The organism is Citrobacter portucalensis, from assembly GCF_023374935.1.
Classification (GTDB): domain Bacteria; phylum Pseudomonadota; class Gammaproteobacteria; order Enterobacterales; family Enterobacteriaceae; genus Citrobacter; species Citrobacter portucalensis.
Genome location: NZ_CP092466.1, coordinates 2,032,252 through 2,053,457, shown reverse-complemented (window position 1 = coordinate 2,053,457; position 21,206 = coordinate 2,032,252). Strand labels below are relative to the sequence as shown.

Sequence of the window (21,206 nt, the reverse complement as noted above, 5' to 3'; positions counted from 1 at the left end):
TAGATAATGGTATAATAATTTTTTTAATTATAACTACTTGTATTTAAAAATGATAAAATCAGATCAATTTAGGTATGATATAAATGGCCTGAGGGCTATAGCAGTTATACTTGTTGTTGTTTTCCATTATAATTCATCTTATGCTTCAGGTGGATTTATAGGTGTTGATGTTTTTTTTGTTATATCAGGTTACTTAATGACATCAATAATACTAAGGGGGGTGGAAAATGGTAATTTCAAGTACTTAAAATTCATAGCGTCAAGGGCAAAAAGAATAGTTCCAGCTCTAATGGTTACTGTTCTGTCTTCTATTATCGTTGGTTTTTTTATATTGTCACCCGCTAGCCTTAAGCTACTTGGAGAGCACTCATTATCAAGTTTGTTTTTCTTATCTAATATTCAATACTGGCTAGAGTCTGGATATTTTGATGTAAACTCAAGCAAAAAAATACTATTGCATACGTGGTCATTGTCTGTAGAATGGCAGTTCTACATGCTATACCCTTTATATATAATAATAACTCATAGGTATTTTAAATATAGTACATTTAAAATAATATTATTAGCATCTACGTTTTTGTTTTTTTTATTGTCATTGTACCTTTCATTCAATGATAAAACAATGTCATATTACTCACTTCCTTCCAGAGCATGGGAGTTAATGATTGGTGGAATTGCTTATATCTATCCATTAAGGATTGGTAAAAAAAGAAGAATATTCATTGAAGTAACTTGCATATCTATTATAATATTATCTGCTATATATATAACAAGTGTAAGTCCTTGGCCTGGTTATTTATCTCTTGCTCCAGTTATTGCCACTTCCATTATAATTTCATATGATTCTGATTTCTCATTATTTAATAACTCATTGATTCAAAAAATAGGGTTGTGGTCATACTCAATATACCTAACGCATTGGCCCATTCTTTCATTATCAAAATATATTAGATTTGATTTGGGGTTCTTAACTTTCATTGTTGTGACACTCTTTGCGTCAATAATACTGCACTATTCAGTTGAAAGGAAAAGGGATTTCAGCCCATTAAAACTAATGTCTTACATTATAATATGCCTTATATCTTATTTTATTTATTTAAATGGATTGTCATGGAGGGTTGATGAAAAATACAGGCTATCACTATCAGAATTCTCCAATAAATACTATGGAGGTAATTATTTTTATAATGAAACCCAAGGGAAAATGCACACATTCAATAATAAAAAAAATGTGACTGATGATTTTATTCTGGTTGGTGATAGTTATGCCATGATGTATATTAAGTACTTTAACGATTTGGGGCTTAAGTTCACATCTTTTACGAGAACTGGTTGCTTGGTATCTAAGGACTATGTAACAACGTATGATGGAATTGATGTCGATGATTGCGATAAAATAAGTTCATCTGCCATAAGTTACATGAAAGAAAATAAGTCATCTCCTGTTATAATATCTCAGAATTGGGTTTCTTACTATAGTTCAATGAAAGATAAAACAAATGGTAAAATACAACCTGCGGAAAAGTTTGAGTCAATATTAAAAGGAGATCTTGAAAATATAATTGCTATAGGTGGTGACAATAGAAATTATTACATTATAGGGACATATAATTACCCTGGTTATGATGCGTATGACTGTTTGGCAAGGCAGTCTATTAAAAATTTCATATCTCAGAAAATCAACAGATTAATAATGTGTCCGGTCGAAGTTGCTAAGTTTGTACCTAGCGTAGATAATGTGCTGCGTGATTTATCTAAAAATCACAGAAATGTAATATACATTGACCCAAAAGAATATCAGTGCACTAGCGCAAATAAGTGCAAGGTAATTATAGATAATAATCTTGTGTTTTTTGATGGGTATCACTTATCAACTTTTGGGGCTGAAAAAATAGGACGATACATACTAGATAACGTAAAATAGGGAATTAAATCGGCGCAATTATTAGCGCCGATTTAATATGGCTAGGGGGTTAGTGTATTTATTATGGTTATTTTGCCTCCGGGCCTTTTATACATATAACTAAATGGCAACCCTGTTGGAAGCATAATGTTAGAGTTTGCATATTCTGCATTAATTATTGATGCATCTACACAAAACTCATTCTGTGCATAAACTGCATAAGCAGCAGCCTGAGAGGCAATGAATGAGCAAGAATCACCAATCCTGCATCTTGTTCCAGATCCACCAATTCTAATTGCTGCTTTATTCTCTACTGATGAATCTGAGTTCGTGCTCCAGTCATTAAACTCAACGGCATCAATAACCATTTTTGATCCTGATGCTAAAACAATTGGATTTTTATTAATACCTAATATATTACCAGATGATAGTGCAATTCCTGTTACATCTGTTGCGTTTAAAAAATTATATGTTCTTCTTGTCGTTGAGCTATATTCACCCATACCAGATGCATAAAAAGATGATATAATTAATCCTTGTGCTTTGTCAGCGCGTATCATAGTCATGGATGCATCAATATTAGTTAATGCGTGTACAAAATAAGCATTTGAAATCTGAACACCATGCACACGTCTTGTTGAATTACCTTGTATAGAAAGGATCGGAACTGCCGTTCCTGATGTATTTGTGGTTTCCCCGATGTAAATATTTGCCATTGCTGTGTTTATGTGATTAGTGTTATCATCTTGAGGCTCCAAGATAATTGACCCTATATCATAACCACCATTTGCAAAAATATTAATTAGTCGACAACCTCCAGCTGATATTCTTATTGGTACGCTACCTCCATATACTTCTATAGTATCAAGAACAGAGTCTGAATAAGCCCTAACCCCTCCTCCAGATGATCTCTTTGTGATATCAGATGCATCAGTTGCCTCGCAGTAGATATCTCTAAACCTGGCTAGCCCCTGCCCATCATATATAAACCATGTATTAAATCTCTTGCCTGTTAATTTTTCATAATACCAACCAGCACCGGATTCATGCAAAATTCCATGGTTGCAACGCCATTCACCATCCATCTGTATATTTTTGAATTTAATTGAATCCTGTCCATTTTTGTTTGAGCCTGAGTTAAATAAACAGTTTTGATTGTCATTTAATGGTTTAATTAAAGTGGTTGCAGAGTAAGCTTGGTTGGCACCTTGACCTTCAAAGGAAAGCCCTTGGGTGTTATCTGGTATATCACATTGAGACATACGCAATTCACCCTTTGGAAGAATAATGTGCCTAACTCCTGCTGAAATCGCCTTCAGAATGGCAGGGGTCTGATCCTCTACGTGAACGCCGCCGCCATAATTTTCAATATAATCAGAAACAGGTTCTTTTTTCCAGTTTGAATCTGAAGATGGGTTAGATGGTACTATTGCGCCTGGTGCAATTGGTCCTTTGTATGAGTAATATTCATCATTATATTTAAATACCTGAAGAGATGAATCAAGCGGTAAATTATCACCAAAGTTACCAGATGGAACAAATGGATTTGTCTCAGTTTGCTGAGTAGAATTCATATTTAGCTGATAATCAACTGTTTTATCTCCAAATCCTACCAGAGTTGACTTCCCTCCACTTAATAAATCGTTTCTTAATGTCGCGTCTCCAACGCTTAACCATGCGCCAGGACCAACACCACCAGTAGACGCAGGAGTTGAGCCAGCAGGAACAGCTTTAGGAAATTCTCCATCCCAACGGTAATATTCACCTGTTGCCTCAAGGCGAAGAACCTGATTTGGCAATGTCAGTGTGTTTCCGTCTTCAAAACTGTCCAGCGTAATATAGCCAAATGCGGCGATGGCCTGCTGCGCTACCCAGCGAAGACCTTCGATAGTGTAGTGAGCCTGACCAAAACGGTCGATATATTGCTGAGCCATTGAGTTGACAAACTCGTCAATTTTCCCCGCGTTAAATTTAAGGTCGCGAGGCGATTCGCTTGGTACTGGCAGATTAGTAGGTTGCGTAGCCATATTATTTCCATAAAAAACCCGGCGCTATGGCCGGGTTGTGCTGTGAAAGTTGGTGGTCTATTCGTAGATCTTGTCGCTGTACTCAGCGAGGGTTAATGCGGTACTACCCTTTCCATCTGGTTGCTTGGCAGTGACAGTCCATCGCCCAGAGTCAAGCTCCTCCGAAGTAGCAATTGCGTATCGCGAAGGTGACTGAACGTCGAAGCCATCATAAAGGTTGAGAGTGACGGCTGGAATTGCAGCTGTAAATCCGAACGGTGTGTCTGTGCGCGGGGATGCTGGATAGCGCGCCGTAGTCGCCCCCATAGAGTCGGTTATCTGAACGAACATCGCTCCGGAGAAGGTGATGCTCTCACTGGTTTCAAAGTCGTTGTCGGTGCGCGACACAATATAGCCAGCCTGCTGGTTGGTATCGTAAGTATCCGGCACCTGGACCATATCCCCTATATTCACCCATTCGCCATCAGCGAGCGCTGTGACAGACATCGTCATGCGGGAATAGATAAGTCGGCGGCACTCACGCAATGCGCGCTCATTAGCCTGGAAACGATTCCTGATATACAACAGCTCGAACTTTTTCGCCTTTGTAGGCTGACCTTCAACAATGCTGTTCCCATCCACCCGGTACCGCACGTAGTCCTGTTTGTTGGTGTCAGGATTACGATACTGAACCTCCACGCCGTCAAAGCCTCCTGGAAGCGTCATGTCGTAAGACAGTGAATACCCGTCTGGCTTCGTATTTGACCGGTTGAAGATGGTGGACGGCGACGTTTTTTTACCGTCACGCGTAAATGACAGAACGCCATTATCATCGTAAACCGACACGCTGGCCGCATCGCAAATGGACTCCATGCGCGCGCCCAAAGATATATCCTCATCATCGAATGTGTAGTCGAAATAACCCAGACGCGGGTCGATAGCATCAAGTTCTGACTGGATCTGGTACAACCCATAAACGTCTATCGTGTCCTCTGGCTGCTTACCGACAACAAGCCAGTTGTGCAGCGCAATATCTGCAAACTTACGTGATGGCCTGATGTCGTAATCAACCTGCTGAGTTGCGATGTCGTAGCTGATAACATGCCTGGTTATGAGAGCGTTATATTTTCTCTCCCTTCCACTGGTCGCGTTCTCAGTAGCCCTGACTTTCACCATAACCAGCGTATCGTCTGGATAGACAACATTGCTGCGTATATTTACCGAATGAATTTCTTCCAGTTGCAGGGTGCTCTGGTCATTACTGTTATTCGTTCTGGTCAGAGAAATTGAATAACGTCCAAGTCCTGCTGCCGGAATTATTTTGTCCGTCTGGTAGAATGTGTCAGATAGCCCACCATTATTTTTTACGTGATAAGCAAACTCCTGCTGAGTGCCAGGGATCTGGTTGTTATCGTCATCAACCTTCCAAATCACCACTTTCCAGTCTGTCCAGTTGTTTTGACCAAGTCTTGACTGAGTATGAATCCACAACTGCTGGGAAGGTAATGGGGAAAAAAACGGACCTATCGTTATCCCCGAATTCTGCATCAGAATAAATTTGGTCGTATTTATAGTCGCCGTATCAATAGGGACGCCTGGTCCATTCAGTTGGTCAAATATGAACTCGTAATATTGAACCGGATTTATCACCGCACCGTCGTCACTTTCAATGCAGTTGATGAGGTTGGCGCTGATAGTCACATCTTGTGTAACCGTCCCCTCAGTCGTCGAATACGTGATGTTGATAATGAGTTTAACTGGTGACGGCCTAGGCAGGTCTTTGAAAAAATCAAACTCCGCCTGCTTGACGATCTTCATCGATATCTGACCACCAGCATAATTACCGCTGACTACTGTATTTGCGGTTGCAGTTTCAGCCGGGATCTCATCACTTTCGTTTGGCCCCGGCAGCTCCTGACCATCAACGTCATCAAACTGGTACCCTTCCTGTATCGTCGGGATGATTTCGCCAGGCTGATAAATCGTATAACTGGCTCCAGCCATGGAGCCTAGATTCGACTCTGAAAAGCGAACTGACGTGACGTCATACTTACCCTGGCCAAAGCACATCAACTCGGTAACGTATTTAAGGTTGCTCACGTACTCAAAAAGCGACTCCTGAATCAGGTCCGGGAATGCCCTTACCTGCCCGAAGTTATCCGGCTTCGCTTCGCCGTTACGCGCAATGTTCGTCTGCCCTTTCAGGCTGTTGTTTGGTGATGTTTTGCTGTTACCAGCGGAAGCAGACCCGACATTAGGCTTTGGCATCAGGCCGGACAGAACCTTCTGTGTGAACTTAATCGGGTTAAGGTGCTCCAGTGGGTTAAGGATAGTCCCTATCAGGCCGCCGCCTTTTGGCTGGTCAAAGATGATGACCCGGTCAGACTCCTGGAGGCTGAACGCCAGCTCATCATCCAACTGCAGCTCTCTGCCGTTCACGTTTATTCTGACGTCTTTATGCAGGCTTTCCTGCATCAGCCACTCAGAGAATACAGTACCGACCTTTACGACAGCCCGGTCCTTAGGCAGTCCTGGAACTCGCTGAATTTCGATTATCGGCATAAGAATAAAACTCAACTCTGGTGAATAGTTTTTGAATTGTTCTGATGGCGTCAGGCCTGACGTGACCGCTTTCACCGCGGCTGTGTAGCGCGCGGCCATCAACTATCAGCCCGACGTGAACCGGTTGACGCCCCACCCACGCCACGAAGACGCAGTCCTCCGCAAACACGTCGCAGCGCTTCCAGAAAACAACATCAGCGTCATAGCAGGTTAGGAAATCGTGGCCACACTCGTAGTCAGGAGACTGGTGTATTTCGATGCCAAGAACGTGACGGTAGTAAAGCACTACCAGCCCCCAGCAATCTGCCGCCTCGAAACTGCATGCCCGGTTTCGCCACGACATTCCCGTAACAAGGGACACAAACTCATCTTTAGATATTCTGCAGCCCCGGGAACTCTTCGACGGTATACAGGCGCCCAACGTTGCGGTTGCCGCATTAACAGCTGCGGTGATCACGTCAGAGTTAATTTGAGCCTGGCCCGGGTCGCCGCCGCCATCTTTCTTCTGCATCTGCTGGTTGTAGGCATCCCAGACCTGATCGTCGGTCAGCCCCTCGGTTTTAACGCCTGCAGCATTGAGCGCGGCGATCATCTTCTCTTTCATCGGGTTTGTTTCTCCGTTGGTTTTGACTTCGTACTCAGTTGGTTTGCGAACGACTTCTACTGGATCGCCGACAAGCGTTACGACCTTGTCAGAGATGAGGTACTTCTGGTCGAAGAGCTTCGGCTTGACGTTCTCGCCATCCTCTTCGTAAACAAAATGGTCAGGCCAGACACTGACGACGTAGCGCCACTTTTTGTCGTCCTGTTTGATGGACATGCGCAGCGCCTGGTAGATGTCGTCGAATGACATTTCTGAAGCGTTGCTGATGAAGAACTTCACTTTGTTCCACCCGCCGTCTTTCATGCTGTTGGCTGCATCGATGAGGCTCGTCGCTTCAACATCGGTCTCCTGCCCGTCAGCGTTGACGAACATGCCTACACCTTCTTCAGGCGTCCCGGCGCCGGGCTCGTCTAGCAGGATCGCAATGTGGTCGAACTGCATGTTGTGAGCGACCCAGGAGTATTTCTTCTGCTTCGACTCACCTGCCTTTTGCTCTTTGTTCAGTAGCAGACCGGTAGAAACATGAATCGGGTCGGCGTTATTGCCGGAAATCATGTCGTCCAGGCGCTGAATAAGGCGCTTACCGTCAGGTTTGGTGTCTGCCACAGCCTTATTGACGTAAACGTCCATCACGACTTTGTCGTTGGACTTGCTGACGTTCTGAGCCCATGCCCCGGCGTAGTAATCGTTGACAGCCTGCGGGTCGTTGGCACTGACGTATTTGCCGTTCACCATCGGGTGTGACCATCGCAGACAGTCAGCACTCCGACAACATCTCGGTAGGCCACATACTCACGACCTTCAAGCCCGTCCTTACCTGAAAGCATGACAGTTGCGATCGCAATCGCGCCGCCGCCGATGGAGGCAGCAATTTTATTTCGCAATGTGCTGTTCATCAGATTTCCTTCGGGGCTTTCTGTCCGAGATCAGCGAGGACTTTAGCTGTAGCCGATGGGTTGCTTGAGTCGGTCTTGTTCAGAATGTCCTGCAGTATCTTCGTGCGCTTCATTTGCTCACGTTTATTGAGCCTGTATGTCAGGACGCCGAGGATAATGCTGAACGCGACGCCAATGATGAAGCCCCAGTCCTGCAATGACAGGCTGGCAAAGAAAGCCGCAAGACCAGCGCTGCCGTATGTCGCGTTGCTGTATCTTTCGTCCATCTTCATAGTCTCTCTCCTCGCGGTAAATGCGGGAGCTGTGTGTTTGAAAGGGGTCAGGCCCTCGGGCTGGATTTAACAACGAGGCATATCGATGATGATTCCCGGGGCCTGAAATAAAAAACCCGCTCGCGGCGGGAATGTGATGGTGTGGCAATGTCAGCTCTGTGGCTGAAGATACCCTGGCTGGGTTTAGTGTGTGGCGATCGGACTCGAACCGATACTCAGGTTCAGCATTAGCATCATGCCTGCCCTGCTGGCTATGCCAGTTGATGCATTACTCTACCCGCGTACACACTGCCACTTCGCAACTGTTGAACGGGACGAATTAATGACTTTCGGAGCGAAACTTCTCGCTCGACGGGAGGCTGCATGAAGAAGATGACTATCGAACAGGAGAACGCATTGCGAGCTACTGCCAAGCGCTGAAACGACGAACTGAAAGCAGCGATGTCACAGAAGCCTAAGCCGAAGTTTGACTCTGTCAGCCGGCCACTTCTGGCGAAACATTACGAGAAGATAAAGGGACTTGGAGTCCCTTTTTTATTGTTCGTTTACACCATTGGGATGATCAACAAACAGTTTCGGGAGCACTGACCATGGCTGACATTATCGACAACGCATCAACGCTTGAAGATTTACAGCGTGACGCAGCACTGAGTATGCACAGACTCAACCGCTCAGCAGTATCAGCAACGCACTGTGAGGAATGCGGTGACAAGTTACTTGATGCGCGCCGGAAAGCGTATCCGGGATGCACGATGTGTGTGGAGTGCCAGGGCGAACAGGAGCTTCGGAATAAGCAGCGAGGCGGATAAGAACCAAGCTCTACACCTTTAACCCAATGTCCTCAGGTGGGTAATGCATTCTATCGATCAATCTATGGCATGTTGGGCAAAGAACCCAAACCATTTCGGGCCATTTCATATTCGCAGAAGACCTACGCTGGCCTAATCGCTCATGGCCTGGCTTGTGGGCTATCTCTGTGACTCGACTTTCTCCGCAAGCCTCACAAGCTCTTGGTGCATCGGGATTTAAGAGATAAAAGCGCCGATTTTGAGAGTCTGGAGGCAGTTTTTCTTTTGTTCTGGCTCTATAAATCGCCTCCATTTTTGGGCGCCTGTCGTGAAATGTTCTAACAGATAAAGCATTACTTGCCCTCCTGCACTCATCAGAACAAAGCCATTTATTATGCTGCCCTGGACCTATAGGAAAGATCTTTCCACAAATCCTGCAGGCATGGCCTGCGTCTCTAGCGGGTGAAGGGTTTTTCTTTCTCCATCTAGCCTTGCACTTACCTGAGCAGTATTTCCTGTGCGAATGAGAGCCTGGAAGAATAACGCCGCATTCAACGCAGTGCGGCTGCAATTCATCTGTCATGAATTTGAACACTCCAAGTATGAGAAAAGCATATGAAAAGATGGGCTTATTATAACGAAATAGATCCATTTGCAGCTCAATGGATCCGCAATTTAATTAAAAATGGGTTGGTAGCAGATGGAGAGGTTGATGAAAGAAGCATCGAAGATGTCAGTCCAGATGCGCGCCAATGAAGATCCGTTTATGCTTAGCGGGCTCTTGGACGTCAGGAGGGGAAAATGGCTAAGTCTGCATACCCAACAGGCGTGGAGAACCACGGCGGAACACTCCGCATATGGTTCATCTATAAAGGCGGCCGGGTGCGTGAAAGCCTCGGCGTGCCGGATACACCAAAAAACAGGAAGATCGCTGGCGAGCTGCGCGCGTCGGTGTGTTTTGCGATAAAGACTGGTAACTTCAATTATGCTGCTCAGTTCCCTGACTCGCCGAACCTGAAGAAATTCGGAGTCGAGAATAAGGAAATCACTGTGCTCGAGTTGGCGAACAAGTGGCTTGAGTTGAAGCGGATGGAGATCAGCACCAACGCGATGTCACGCTATTCATCTATAGCGCGCAACATGATACCGAGAATTGGTGGGGACAAACTGGTATCTGCGGTGACACAGGAAGACCTGCTTTTTATCAGGAAGGAGTTGCTAACCGGCTATCACGTATTGAAAACAGGACAGAAGACACCAGTAAAAGGAAGATCCGTCAGAACCGTCAACAACTACATGAGAACAATGTCAGGCATGTTTAACTTCGCTGCTGACAGCGGTTATGTCAAGGCGAATCCGTTTAACGGAATTTCCATGCTCAAGCGGTCTCGTACTGAACCTGATCCCCTTACGCGTGAAGAGTTCGTCAGAATGATTGATGCATGCACTTATCAGCAACTGAAAAACATGTGGTCTCTGGCCGTGTATAAAGGGGTGAGGCATGGGGAGTTGGTATCCCTTGCATGGGAAGATATCGACCTGAAGGCGGGAACTATGATTATCCGTCGCAACCACACTTTAACGAAGGAGTTCACCCTTCCTAAAACAGAGGCCGGAACGGATCGAATCATAAACCTTATTCAGCCAGCAATTGATGTGTTGAAGAACCAGGCTGAAATGACCAGGCTGGGCAAGCAGTATCAGGTTGAGGTTAAACTTCGTGAATATGGTCGTACCGATGTGCATCCATGCACATTCGTGTTCAACCCGCAAATCGTATCGCGTAATGGCCGTGCAGGACATCATTACGCTGTAGGGTCGATCAACCAATCGTGGGAGGCGGCAATGCGACGTGCAGGTATTCGCTATCGCAGAGCATACCAGTCAAGACACACGTATGCATGCTGGTCGTTAGCTGCCGGTGCCAACCCAAACTTCATCGCGAAGCAAATGGGCCACACCGACGCGCAAATGGTTTACCGGGTGTACGGATCCTGGATGGCAGAAAACAACCAGGACCAGGTACTCATACTCAACCAAAAATTGAGTGAGTTTGCCCCATCCATGCCCCACGCAGTAGGATCGGATGGATATTAACAATAAATATCATTAGGTTATGTAACCTAAACTTGCATGGACATCACTTCCTGATACGCCGACACCAGTTTGTTACGCACCTGAATACCCATCTGCATCGATACCGACGCCTTTTGCATATCGGTCATCACATCATTTAACGCAATACCCGGCTCACCCAGGGTAAATTTCTCAGCCTGCGTACGGGACGCGGTTTGCACATCGCTGATTCTGTCTAACGCCGCATGCAGTTGTCCGGCAAAACTCACGGTCGGTTGTGGCTGCATATCCTGCATTTTTGCTGACATCGCCGTGGCCTGTAACTGGCTGATGACCCCTTCAATCCCCTGTATTGCCGACATTCTGATCCCCTGGATGATTTTTTACGTAGCTGAGATTACCAGTTAGTCAATAAGATAAAGGCGTTAAATAACGATAAAAAACCACGGTTTTTAACGCATAGAAAAATTCGAAACCGCAAATAATGAGACCGTCAATTTTTCGAGTTTGCTGACCCGGGAGTGAGTCTTGTTCCACTTTGCAAAAAACGCCGTCCACGATAAGCCACGAGGTGCGAGATGAGTGCGACAGCATCGACTGCAACCCAGCTTAAACCTCTCGAGTGGTTAAACCGCCTGCGCGCGAATCCCAGAATTCCTTTGATTGTGGCGGGAGCCGCTGCCGTCGCTATCATCGTGGCGATGGTCCTGTGGGCCAAAGCGCCTGACTATCGCACGCTGTTCAGCAATCTTTCCGATCAGGATGGTGGCGCGATTGTCACCCAACTGACGCAGATGAACGTTCCCTATCGTTTTACAGAGGGAAGCGGTGCTATAGAAGTTCCTGCCGATAAAGTCCACGAACTACGTTTACGTCTGGCGCAGCAAGGCCTGCCGAAAGGCGGTGCCGTTGGTTTTGAACTGCTGGATCAGGAAAAGTTTGGTATTAGCCAGTTTAGCGAGCAGGTCAACTACCAGCGTGCGCTGGAAGGTGAATTAGCCCGTACCATTGAAACGCTGGGACCGGTAAAACGCGCCCGCGTGCACCTGGCAATGCCGAAACCGTCGCTGTTTGTGCGTGAGCAAAAAGCGCCTTCAGCCTCCGTGACCGTGAATCTTGAACCGGGTCGCGCACTGGATGAAGGTCAAATCAGTGCGGTCACGCATCTGGTTTCCAGCGCTGTCGCCGGGTTACCGCCGGGCAACGTTACGCTGGTCGACCAGGCGGGTCATCTGCTAACTCAGTCGAATACCAGCAGCCGCGATCTCAACGATGCGCAGTTGAAATACGCCAGCGATGTCGAAGGCCGCGTTCAACGTCGTATCGAATCGATCCTGTCGCCGATTGTCGGCAACGGTAACGTACATGCACAGGTCACCGCCCAGCTGGATTTTGCTAATAAAGAGCAAACCGAAGAACAGTACCGTCCAAACGGTGATGATTCCCAGGCCGTGCTGCGTTCACGCCAGTTAAACGTCAGCGAGCAGATCGGAAGCGGAGCGCCAGGCGGCGTACCGGGCGCATTGTCTAATCAGCCAGCACCGGCGAATACCGCGCCAATCGCCAACCCTCCGGCTAATCAGCAAAATGCGCAAACCACGCAGACGGCAAATAACAGCAATAATGCCGGACCACGCAGTACGCAGCGCAATGAAACCAGCAATTATGAAGTCGACCGTACCATTCGCCACACCAAAATGAACGTCGGGGATGTGCAGCGTCTCTCGGTTGCAGTGGTGGTCAACTATAAAACGTTGCCGGACGGAAAACCGCTGCCGCTAACCGCCGATCAGATGAAACAGATTGAGGATCTGACCCGCGAAGCGATGGGCTTCTCCGACAAACGTGGCGATACCCTGAACGTGGTGAACTATCCGTTCACGGCGACCGACGATTCCATGGGCGAGCTGCCGTTCTGGAAACAGCCGTTCTTTATTGATCAGTTGATGACCGCAGGCCGTTGGTTACTGGTTCTGCTTGTTGCCTGGATCCTGTGGCGTAAGGCTGTTCGTCCGCAGTTGGTTCGCCGCAGCGAAGAAGCAAAAGCGGTACAAGAACAAACGCGTATTCGTCAGGAAACCGAAGAAGCGGTAGAAGTTCGCCTCAGCAAAGACGAACAGACCCAGCAGCGTCGTACGAATCAGCGTCTGGGTGCAGAAGTGATGAGCCAGCGTATTCGTGAAATGTCAGATAACGATCCGCGCGTCGTGGCGCTGGTCATTCGCCAGTGGATGAGTAACGATCATGAGTAATGCCCTTACCGGTACCGATAAAAGCGTCATCCTGCTGATGACCATTGGCGAAGATCGCGCGGCAGAGGTGTTTAAACACCTTTCCACGCGCGAAGTTCAGGCGCTGAGTACAGCGATGGCGAACGTACGCCAGATCTCCAACAAACAGTTGACTGAAGTGCTGGCCGAATTTGAGCAAGAAGCAGAACAGTTTGCCGCGCTGAATATCAATGCCAACGAATATCTGCGCTCGGTGCTGGTGAAAGCGCTGGGCGAGGAACGCGCCTCCAGCCTGCTGGAAGATATTCTGGAAACCCGCGATACCACCAGCGGCATTGAAACGCTCAACTTTATGGAGCCGCAAAGCGCCGCCGACCTTATCCGCGACGAGCATCCGCAGATTATCGCCACCATTCTGGTGCACCTCAAACGGGGCCAGGCCGCCGATATTCTGGCGCTGTTCGACGAGCGTTTACGTCACGACGTGATGCTGCGTATCGCCACCTTCGGCGGCGTACAGCCTGCCGCGCTGGCAGAACTGACCGAGGTACTGAACGGTCTGCTCGATGGCCAGAACCTCAAGCGCAGCAAAATGGGCGGCGTGAGAACGGCGGCAGAAATTATCAACCTGATGAAAACCCAGCAGGAAGAAGCGGTTATCACCGCCGTACGCGAGTTCGACGGCGAACTGGCGCAGAAAATTATCGACGAGATGTTCCTGTTCGAAAACCTGGTGGACGTCGACGATCGCAGTATCCAGCGTCTGCTGCAGGAAGTGGATTCCGAATCGCTGCTGATTGCCCTGAAAGGTGCCGAACAGCCACTACGCGAGAAGTTCCTGCGCAACATGTCGCAACGTGCTGCCGATATTCTGCGCGACGACCTTGCCAACCGCGGTCCGGTGCGCTTGTCGCAGGTGGAAAACGAACAGAAAGCGATTCTGCTTATTGTGCGTCGTCTGGCGGAAACCGGCGAGATGGTGATCGGCAGCGGCGAGGATACCTATGTCTAACGAACTGCCGTGGAAAGTCTGGACTCCGGACGATCTCGCCCCACCGATGGCAGAGTTCGTGCTGGCCGACCACAGCGAAACGCCGCTGTCCGAAGAGACGGAAGAACCCGAGCTTTCGGCAGAGCAACAGCTTGAACAACAGCTCGCACAGCTGCAAATGCAGGCCCATGAGCAAGGGTATAACGCGGGGCTGGCGGAAGGTCGACAAAAGGGTCATGAACAAGGCTATCAGGAAGGTCTGAGCCAGGGGCTGGAGCAAGGCCAGAACCAGGCGCGTGCGCAGCATGCGCCGATTCATGCCCGTATGCAGCAACTGGTGAGCGAGTTTCAGAATACGCTGGACGCACTGGACAGCGTCATTGCCTCGCGCCTGATGCAAATGGCGCTGGAAGCTGCGCGTCAGGTGATTGGTCAGACGCCTATCGTGGATAACGCTGCGCTGATTAAGCAGATCCAACAGTTATTACAACAGGAACCGCTGTTTAGCGGTAAACCGCAGCTGCGCGTACATCCGGACGATCTCCAGCGTGTTGAGGAGATGCTCGGTGCCACTCTCAGCCTGCACGGCTGGCGGCTGCGCGGCGATCCCACGCTGCATCACGGCGGTTGTAAAGTCTCAGCCGACGAAGGCGATCTGGATGCCAGCGTCGCCACACGCTGGCAAGAACTCTGCCGTCTGGCAGCGCCGGGAGTCGTGTAATGACCACTCGCCTGACTCGCTGGCTCAATACGCTGGACAACTTCGAAGAGAAAATGTCGCTGCTGCCTGCGGTGCGTCGTTACGGTCGTCTGACCCGCGCAACCGGGCTGGTGCTGGAAGCTACGGGGTTACAGCTGCCGTTGGGTGCCACCTGCGTCATTGAACGCCAGGATGGCAACGAAACCCAGGAAGTTGAAAGCGAAGTCGTAGGCTTTAACGGTCAACGTCTGTTTCTGATGCCGCTCGAAGAGGTCGAAGGCGTTCTGCCCGGCGCACGCGTATACGCGAAGAACATTGCCGGAGAAGGTCTGCAAAGCGGGAAGCAATTACCGCTTGGCCCTGCTCTGCTGGGGCGTGTGCTGGACGGTAGCGGCAAACCGCTCGACGGACTGCCCGCCCCGGATACCACCGAAACCGGGGCGCTGATGACGCCGCCGTTTAACCCGCTGCAGCGCACACCTATTGAACATGTGCTGGATACTGGCGTACGCCCCATCAACGCGTTATTAACCGTTGGTCGCGGCCAGCGTATGGGGCTTTTCGCAGGTTCCGGCGTCGGTAAAAGCGTCCTGCTCGGCATGATGGCGCGCTATACCCAGGCCGACGTCATCGTCGTCGGCCTGATTGGCGAACGTGGCCGTGAAGTTAAAGATTTTATTGAAAATATTCTCGGCGCTGACGGTCGCGCACGCTCGGTGGTTATTGCCGCTCCGGCAGACGTTTCACCGCTGTTACGTATGCAAGGCGCGGCCTACGCCACGCGCATCGCCGAAGATTTCCGCGATCGCGGACAGCACGTATTGCTGATTATGGATTCCCTCACCCGCTATGCGATGGCGCAACGTGAGATAGCCCTGGCAATCGGCGAACCACCGGCAACCAAAGGTTATCCGCCGTCAGTATTCGCCAAATTACCGGCGCTGGTTGAACGGGCCGGAAACGGTATACACGGCGGCGGTTCAGTTACCGCGTTTTATACGGTACTGACCGAGGGTGATGACCAGCAGGACCCGATTGCCGATTCCGCGCGCGCGATTCTGGACGGCCACATTGTGCTGTCCCGCCATCTGGCCGAAGCAGGTCATTACCCGGCCATCGATATCGAAGCTTCGATCAGCCGCGCCATGACCGCGCTCATTAGTGAACAACACTATGCGCGGGTGCGTAACTTTAAACAGTTGCTATCCAGCTTCCAGCGTAACCGCGATCTGGTTAGCGTGGGGGCGTATGCCAAAGGCAGCGATCCGATGCTGGATAAAGCCATTGCCTTATGGCCACAGCTGGAAGCGTTTTTACAGCAAGGCATCTTTGAACGGGCTGACTGGGAAGATTCTCTACAAGCTTTAGAACTGATTTTCCCTGGTGTGTGATTAAGCAGGAGAGCATAGGTCATGGCACAACATGGTGCGTTAGCAACACTGAAAGACCTGGCTGAAAAAGAGGTAGATGACGCAGCTGTCTTATTAGGAGAGATGCGTCGTGGCTGTCAGCAGGCGGAAGAACAGTTAAAAATGCTGATCGATTATCAGCATGAGTATCGCAACAATCTGAATACCGATATGGGCCAGGGTATTACCAGCAATCGCTGGATTAACTACCAGCAATTTATTCAGACGCTGGAAAAAGCGATTGAGCAACACCGCCAACAGCTCAATCAGTGGACGCAAAAAGTGGACATGGCTTTGAACAGTTGGCGCGACAAAAAACAACGATTACAGGCGTGGCAGACGTTGCAGGACAGACAAACCTCGGCGGCGTTACTGGCCGAAAACCGTCTGGATCAGAAAAAAATGGATGAATTTGCTCAGCGCGCAGCTATGAGGAAACCCGAATGATTACTTTACCCCAACTGATTACCATCGACACCGACGTAGCCGCAGGTCTTCAGTCAGGCAAAGCGGTAGATTCACCCGAGGATTTTTTAGCGCTGCTGGCTGGCGCATTAGGTGCGGGCGACGCGCAGGGTAAAGACGCTCCGCTGTCGCTTGCCGACTTACAGGCGGCCAGCAGTAAGCTGCAGAAAGGATTACTGCAAAAAAATGGCGATGCCGCACAGTCGGTCAAATTAACCGATCTGTTGGCGCAACAGGAGCTACAAGCCGAGTCTTCTCTTGCCGACATGACAGACGCTCAGCAACTGTTGTCTGCTCTCACACCTTCACTGAAAGCTAATGCCCTGACGACGCTGGGCAAAGTTGCTCAGCAGGACGAAAAAAACACCACGCTGAGTGATGACGATCTCGCCAACCTGAGCGCATTGTTCGCCATGCTACCAGGACAACCGCTGGCTACGCCTGCCGTCGACAGCGCACCAGCCCCGGTTGATGCCACGCTTTCGGCGTTGTCACGTGGCGCTGCACTCGGCGCGACGACTGATAATGCAGACGAATTGCTGCCGGGTGATGCCAAAAAAGGCAAAGCGGATGTCACAATTGCTGGGGGTGGTGCTAATCAGGCAAACAATCCAGCACTAACCCCGCTGACGGCGGCGGCGAACGCCAGAGCTGAAATCGATAGCACCCCGTCACCGACCAGCATTGGCATGACTGCGGCCCCGCTAAGTGGTCCACAGACACATGCACAACCGTTACCGACGGCCGCGCCGGTGTTAAGCGCTCCGTTAGGTAGCCATGAATGGCAGCAATCGCTGAGCCAGCACGTCACATTGTTCACGCGCCAGGGCCAGCAAAGCGCAGAGCTGCGTCTGCATCCGCAGGACCTGGGTCAGGTACATATTTCCCTCAAGCTGGACGACAACCTCGCGCAGTTGCAAATGGTTTCACCGCACAGTCACGTGCGCGCCGCACTGGAAGCCGCATTACCGATGCTGCGTACGCAGTTGGCTGAAAGCGGCATTCAACTGGGGCAAAGCAACATCAGCAGTGAAAGCTTCGCTGGCCATCAGCAGTCTTCCGGGCAGCAACAGCAGGCTGGTCGCGCTCAAGGACAAGACATTTTTGCCGCTGAAGATGACGCAATACTGGCAACCCCAGCCTCGCTGCAAGCCGCTGCCCGCGGCGATGGCGCAGTAGACATCTTCGCCTAACGCCAGAGGTAGCATGATTATCCGCGTCTTTTCCACGCTTTGTCGTGGACAGGACACGGGATAATCAGCCCATAAGCTGTACCGAAACAGGAAGCCCGTATCTGATGACTGACTCCGCGATTAACAAAAAAAGTAAACGCGCTATTTGGATCCCTCTGCTGGTATTAATTACCCTCGCCGCCTGCGCAACTGCGGGTTATAGCTACTGGCGCATGCAGCAGCAGCCGTCCGCCAGCGTCAAAGCGGAACCGCCTCCACCGCCAGCCCCGGTGTTCTTTGCGCTGGATACCTTTACCGTCAATCTGGGTGATGCAGATCGTGTGCTGTATATCGGTATCACGCTGCGCATGAAAGATGAGGCGACACGTTCACGTCTTAACGAATATCTGCCGGAAGTGCGCAGCCGCCTGCTGCTGCTGTTCTCTCGTCAGAATGCAGCCACACTCGCCACCGAGGAAGGTAAGCAACAGCTGATTACCGCCATCAAAGAGACGCTGGCGACTCCGCTCGTTGTCGGGCAGCCGAAACAGGTTGTCACCGACGTTCTTTATACAGCTTTTATTCTGCGGTAAAGACATGGGCGACAGTATTCTTTCTCAGGCTGAAATCGACGCATTGCTCAACGGCGATAGCGAAACCAAAGACGAACCCATTTCAGGTATCGCAAAAGAAAGCGATATTCGTCCTTATGATCCCAACACTCAGCGTCGCGTGGTACGTGAGCGTTTACAGGCGTTGGAGATCATTAACGAACGCTTTGCGCGCCAGTTCCGAATGGGATTATTTAACCTGTTGCGCCGTAGCCCGGATATTACCGTGGGTGCGATCCGTATCCAGCCATACCATGAATTTGCGCGCAACTTACCGGTTCCGACCAACCTGAACTTAATCCACCTGAAGCCGCTGCGCGGTACGGGTCTGGTGGTGTTCTCACCGAGTCTGGTATTTATCGCCGTAGACAACCTGTTTGGCGGTGACGGTCGTTTCCCGACGAAAGTCGAAGGCCGCGAATTTACGCACACGGAACAGCGCGTTATCAACCGCATGCTGAAGTTGGCGCTGGAAAGCTACAGCGACGCGTGGAAGGCCATCAACCCGCTGGAAGTGGAATACGTCCGTTCTGAGATGCAGGTGAAATTTACCAATATCACTACTTCTCCGAACGACATTGTGGTGAACACCCCGTTCCACGTTGAAATTGGCAACCTGACCGGTGAATTTAACATCTGTCTGCCATTCAGCATGATTGAACCGTTGCGTGAGCTGCTGGTGAATCCGCCGCTGGAAAATTCACGTAATGAAGATCAGAACTGGCGCAATAATCTGGTGCGTCAGGTTCAGCATTCTGAGCTGGAGCTAGTGGCAAACTTTGCCGATATTCCGCTGCGGCTATCCCAGATTTTAAAACTGAAACCCGGCGATGTACTGCCGATTGAAAAACCCGACCGCATTATTGCTCATGTGGACGGCGTGCCTGTGCTGACCAGCCAGTATGGCACCGTAAACGGTCAGTATGCGTTACGCGTAGAACATCTGATAAACCCGATTTTGAATTCGCTGAATGAGGAACAGCCCAAATGAGTGATATGAATAATCCGTCCGATGAGAACACTGGCGCATTGGACGATCTGTGGGCTGACGCGTTAAACGAGCAAAAAACCACGCCCACCAAAAGTGCGGCCGATGCGGTATTCCAGCAGTTAGGTGGCGGCGACGTCAGCGGTGCTTTGCAGGACATCGACCTGATCATGGACATTCCGGTCAAGCTGACCGTCGAACTGGGCCGTACCCGCATGACCATCAAAGAGCTGCTGCGTCTGACGCAGGGATCGGTTGTCGCACTGGATGGTCTGGCAGGCGAACCGCTGGATATTCTGATCAACGGTTATCTGATTGCCCAAGGCGAAGTTGTCGTAGTTGCGGATAAATACGGTGTGCGTATCACTGACATTATCACCCCGTCTGAACGTATGCGCCGCCTGAGCCGTTAATCATGAATACCCAGGCTACCGTTTCTCAACCCGCCGCCGTTCCCGGCTCACCGCTGGTGCAGGTAAGCGGCGCGCTGCTCGGGATCATCGTCTTGATCCTGGCGGCGGCCTGGGTCATTAAACGTCTGGGGTTTGCCCCCAAAAGTGCCGGTACGCGCGGGCTGAAAGTCACGGCCAGTACCTCACTGGGTCCACGTGAGCGCGTGGTGATAGTCGAGGTCGAAGATGCCCGTTTGGTACTGGGCGTCACAGCCTCGCAGATTAACGTCCTGCACACCCTGCCCCCGGCACCTGCCGATGCAGAAGAAAAAACGGCCTCCCCAGCGGATTTCCAGGCCATGATGAAGAGTTTCCTGAAGCGTCCTGGGAGATCCTGATGCGCCGTTTGTTATCCCTTACGCTGGCAGGCTTGTGGCTTTTCAGCCCCGTTGCCCTCGCCCAACTCCCGGGTCTGGTCAGTCAGCCTTTGCCGGGCGGCGGACAAAACTGGACGTTACCCGTGCAGACGCTGGTGTTCATCACCTCGCTGACGTTCCTGCCTGCAATTTTGCTGATGATGACCAGCTTCACCCGCATCATCATCGTTTTCGGTCTACTGCGAAATGCGCTGGGTACCCCCTCAGCACCACCTAACCAGGTGCTCCTGGGCCTGGCGCTCTTTTTGACCTTTTTCATCATGTCGCCGGTGATCGATAAAATCTACGTTGACGCATACCAACCGTTCAGCGAAGAGAAGATCTCCATGCAGGAAGCCATGGAGAAAGGCGCCCAGCCGCTGCGTGAGTTTATGTTGCGCCAGACCCGTGAAGCCGATCTGGCACTCTTCGCGCGCTTAGCAAACAGCGGTCCGTTACAGGGACCAGAAGCCGTGCCGATGCGAATTTTGCTGCCCGCTTATGTCACCAGTGAGCTGAAAACTGCATTCCAGATAGGCTTTACCATTTTTATTCCGTTTCTGATTATCGACCTGGTGATCGCCAGCGTGTTGATGGCGCTCGGGATGATGATGGTACCGCCCGCCACAATCGCGTTGCCGTTCAAGCTGATGCTGTTTGTGTTGGTAGACGGTTGGCAGCTACTTGTCGGCTCGCTGGCACAAAGCTTTTACAGTTAGAGGCG

The 21,206-nt window shown here is 50.0% G+C and carries 18 protein-coding genes and 3 pseudogenes; 15 read left to right on the top strand and 6 right to left on the bottom strand.

Translation table 11 applies throughout. The features are described from left to right. Window positions 1–49 precede the first annotated feature (49 nt). Window positions 50–1,924 (top strand): acyltransferase family protein, encoded by a 1,875-nt coding sequence (locus LY264_RS09835; protein WP_071692451.1) that lies wholly within the window; start codon window positions 50–52, stop codon window positions 1,922–1,924. Between the two features lie 41 nt (window positions 1,925–1,965). Here LY264_RS09835 and LY264_RS09830 read toward each other — a convergent pair whose 3' ends face one another. The 5 genes and pseudogenes from LY264_RS09830 to LY264_RS09810 all read right to left on the bottom strand — a co-directional run bounded on the left by LY264_RS09830 (window position 1,966) and on the right by LY264_RS09810 (window position 8,243). After that, entirely contained in the window at window positions 1,966–3,930 is a 1,965-nt protein-coding gene (locus tag LY264_RS09830; protein WP_053069276.1) for a tail fiber/spike domain-containing protein, read from the bottom strand. Between the two features lie 57 nt (window positions 3,931–3,987). Beyond that, entirely contained in the window at window positions 3,988–6,471 is a 2,484-nt protein-coding gene (locus LY264_RS09825) for a host specificity factor TipJ family phage tail protein (RefSeq protein WP_048224289.1), read from the bottom strand. A gap of 418 nt (window positions 6,472–6,889) precedes the next feature. Further along, window positions 6,890–7,816: pseudogene (locus tag LY264_RS25935) on the bottom strand (DUF2213 domain-containing protein); the annotation flags it as partial. Next, window positions 7,813–7,971 (bottom strand): annotated as a pseudogene (locus tag LY264_RS09815) (lysozyme); the annotation flags it as partial. The pseudogenes LY264_RS25935 and LY264_RS09815, both read right to left, overlap by 4 nt. Then, entirely contained in the window at window positions 7,971–8,243 is a 273-nt protein-coding gene (locus LY264_RS09810) for a phage holin family protein (RefSeq protein ID WP_048224292.1), read from the bottom strand. The gene LY264_RS09810 and the pseudogene LY264_RS09815, both read right to left, overlap by 1 nt. A 590-nt stretch (window positions 8,244–8,833) precedes the next feature. Here LY264_RS09810 and LY264_RS09805 point away from each other — a divergent pair. From LY264_RS09805 to LY264_RS09795, 3 genes and pseudogenes are all read left to right on the top strand, one after another. Further along, window positions 8,834–9,052 (top strand): TraR/DksA family transcriptional regulator, encoded by a 219-nt coding sequence (locus LY264_RS09805; protein WP_048224295.1) that lies wholly within the window; start codon window positions 8,834–8,836, stop codon window positions 9,050–9,052. 594 nt (window positions 9,053–9,646) lie between these two features. Next, window positions 9,647–9,775: pseudogene (locus LY264_RS09800) on the top strand (DNA cytosine methyltransferase); the annotation flags it as partial. 57 nt (window positions 9,776–9,832) lie between these two features. Further along, window positions 9,833–11,128, top strand: a complete 1,296-nt coding sequence (locus LY264_RS09795) for a tyrosine-type recombinase/integrase (RefSeq protein WP_048224298.1) — start codon at window positions 9,833–9,835, stop codon at window positions 11,126–11,128. Between the two features lie 26 nt (window positions 11,129–11,154). Here the strand turns inward: LY264_RS09795 and fliE are convergent, their stop codons facing one another. Further along, a complete protein-coding gene (fliE, locus tag LY264_RS09790) occupies window positions 11,155–11,469 on the bottom strand; it encodes a flagellar hook-basal body complex protein FliE (RefSeq protein ID WP_003030448.1) in 315 nt (104 codons plus the stop codon). 216 nt (window positions 11,470–11,685) lie between these two features. Here fliE and fliF point away from each other — a divergent pair, with 216 nt between their 5' ends. The 11 genes from fliF to fliP all read left to right on the top strand — a co-directional run bounded on the left by fliF (window position 11,686) and on the right by fliP (window position 21,201). Beyond that, on the top strand, window positions 11,686–13,359 hold the full coding sequence (fliF, locus tag LY264_RS09785) for a flagellar basal-body MS-ring/collar protein FliF (protein ID WP_048224301.1): 1,674 nt from the start codon (window positions 11,686–11,688) through the stop codon (window positions 13,357–13,359). After that, complete coding sequence (gene fliG, locus LY264_RS09780) at window positions 13,352–14,350, top strand: flagellar motor switch protein FliG (protein ID WP_003030443.1); 999 nt, start codon at window positions 13,352–13,354, stop codon at window positions 14,348–14,350. Before fliF ends, fliG begins: the two co-directional genes overlap by 8 nt. Continuing rightward, window positions 14,343–15,050, top strand: a complete 708-nt coding sequence (gene fliH, locus LY264_RS09775; protein ID WP_003834049.1) for a flagellar assembly protein FliH — start codon at window positions 14,343–14,345, stop codon at window positions 15,048–15,050. The genes fliG and fliH overlap by 8 nt, the downstream gene beginning before the upstream one ends. Next, window positions 15,050–16,420, top strand: coding sequence for a flagellar protein export ATPase FliI (fliI, locus tag LY264_RS09770; RefSeq protein WP_048224304.1), 1,371 nt, complete (start codon window positions 15,050–15,052; stop codon window positions 16,418–16,420). Before fliH ends, fliI begins: the two co-directional genes overlap by 1 nt. Window positions 16,421–16,441: 21 nt before the next feature. Further along, on the top strand, window positions 16,442–16,885 hold the full coding sequence (fliJ, locus tag LY264_RS09765; RefSeq protein WP_003834052.1) for a flagellar export protein FliJ: 444 nt from the start codon (window positions 16,442–16,444) through the stop codon (window positions 16,883–16,885). Then, on the top strand, window positions 16,882–18,096 hold the full coding sequence (gene fliK / locus LY264_RS09760) for a flagellar hook length control protein FliK (protein WP_048224305.1): 1,215 nt from the start codon (window positions 16,882–16,884) through the stop codon (window positions 18,094–18,096). Before fliJ ends, fliK begins: the two co-directional genes overlap by 4 nt. Before the next feature lie 104 nt (window positions 18,097–18,200). Beyond that, entirely contained in the window at window positions 18,201–18,668 is a 468-nt protein-coding gene (gene fliL / locus LY264_RS09755) for a flagellar basal body-associated protein FliL (protein WP_003834054.1), read from the top strand. 4 nt (window positions 18,669–18,672) lie between these two features. Further along, window positions 18,673–19,677 carry a flagellar motor switch protein FliM gene (gene fliM / locus LY264_RS09750; RefSeq protein WP_003030434.1) on the top strand — a complete coding sequence of 335 codons (1,005 nt, stop codon included), beginning with the start codon at window positions 18,673–18,675 and terminating at the stop codon, window positions 19,675–19,677. Further along, window positions 19,674–20,087, top strand: coding sequence for a flagellar motor switch protein FliN (fliN, locus tag LY264_RS09745; protein WP_003030433.1), 414 nt, complete (start codon window positions 19,674–19,676; stop codon window positions 20,085–20,087). Before fliM ends, fliN begins: the two co-directional genes overlap by 4 nt. Then, the gene (fliO, locus tag LY264_RS09740; protein WP_122984008.1) at window positions 20,087–20,464 is read left to right on the top strand and encodes a flagellar biosynthetic protein FliO; all 378 of its coding nucleotides are present in this window, start codon (window positions 20,087–20,089) and stop codon (window positions 20,462–20,464) included. Before fliN ends, fliO begins: the two co-directional genes overlap by 1 nt. After that, window positions 20,464–21,201, top strand: coding sequence for a flagellar type III secretion system pore protein FliP (fliP, locus tag LY264_RS09735; RefSeq protein ID WP_003834056.1), 738 nt, complete (start codon window positions 20,464–20,466; stop codon window positions 21,199–21,201). The genes fliO and fliP overlap by 1 nt, the downstream gene beginning before the upstream one ends. Window positions 21,202–21,206 lie beyond the last annotated feature (5 nt).

Coding starts and splice junctions, on each gene's coding strand:
- fliN (WP_003030433.1), top strand. CDS start 19,674: ATGAGTGATATGAATAATCCGTCCGATGAGAACACTGGCGCATTGGAC.
- fliM (WP_003030434.1), top strand. CDS start 18,673: ATGGGCGACAGTATTCTTTCTCAGGCTGAAATCGACGCATTGCTCAAC.
- LY264_RS09835 (WP_071692451.1), top strand. CDS start 50: ATGATAAAATCAGATCAATTTAGGTATGATATAAATGGCCTGAGGGCT.
- fliJ (WP_003834052.1), top strand. CDS start 16,442: ATGGCACAACATGGTGCGTTAGCAACACTGAAAGACCTGGCTGAAAAA.
- fliG (WP_003030443.1), top strand. CDS start 13,352: ATGAGTAATGCCCTTACCGGTACCGATAAAAGCGTCATCCTGCTGATG.
- fliL (WP_003834054.1), top strand. CDS start 18,201: ATGACTGACTCCGCGATTAACAAAAAAAGTAAACGCGCTATTTGGATC.
- fliP (WP_003834056.1), top strand. CDS start 20,464: ATGCGCCGTTTGTTATCCCTTACGCTGGCAGGCTTGTGGCTTTTCAGC.
- fliE (WP_003030448.1), bottom strand. CDS start 11,469: ATGTCGGCAATACAGGGGATTGAAGGGGTCATCAGCCAGTTACAGGCC.
- LY264_RS09830 (WP_053069276.1), bottom strand. CDS start 3,930: ATGGCTACGCAACCTACTAATCTGCCAGTACCAAGCGAATCGCCTCGC.
- LY264_RS09805 (WP_048224295.1), top strand. CDS start 8,834: ATGGCTGACATTATCGACAACGCATCAACGCTTGAAGATTTACAGCGT.
- LY264_RS09810 (WP_048224292.1), bottom strand. CDS start 8,243: ATGAAGATGGACGAAAGATACAGCAACGCGACATACGGCAGCGCTGGT.
- fliF (WP_048224301.1), top strand. CDS start 11,686: ATGAGTGCGACAGCATCGACTGCAACCCAGCTTAAACCTCTCGAGTGG.
- fliH (WP_003834049.1), top strand. CDS start 14,343: ATGTCTAACGAACTGCCGTGGAAAGTCTGGACTCCGGACGATCTCGCC.
- fliI (WP_048224304.1), top strand. CDS start 15,050: ATGACCACTCGCCTGACTCGCTGGCTCAATACGCTGGACAACTTCGAA.
- fliK (WP_048224305.1), top strand. CDS start 16,882: ATGATTACTTTACCCCAACTGATTACCATCGACACCGACGTAGCCGCA.
- LY264_RS09825 (WP_048224289.1), bottom strand. CDS start 6,471: ATGCCGATAATCGAAATTCAGCGAGTTCCAGGACTGCCTAAGGACCGG.
- LY264_RS09795 (WP_048224298.1), top strand. CDS start 9,833: ATGGCTAAGTCTGCATACCCAACAGGCGTGGAGAACCACGGCGGAACA.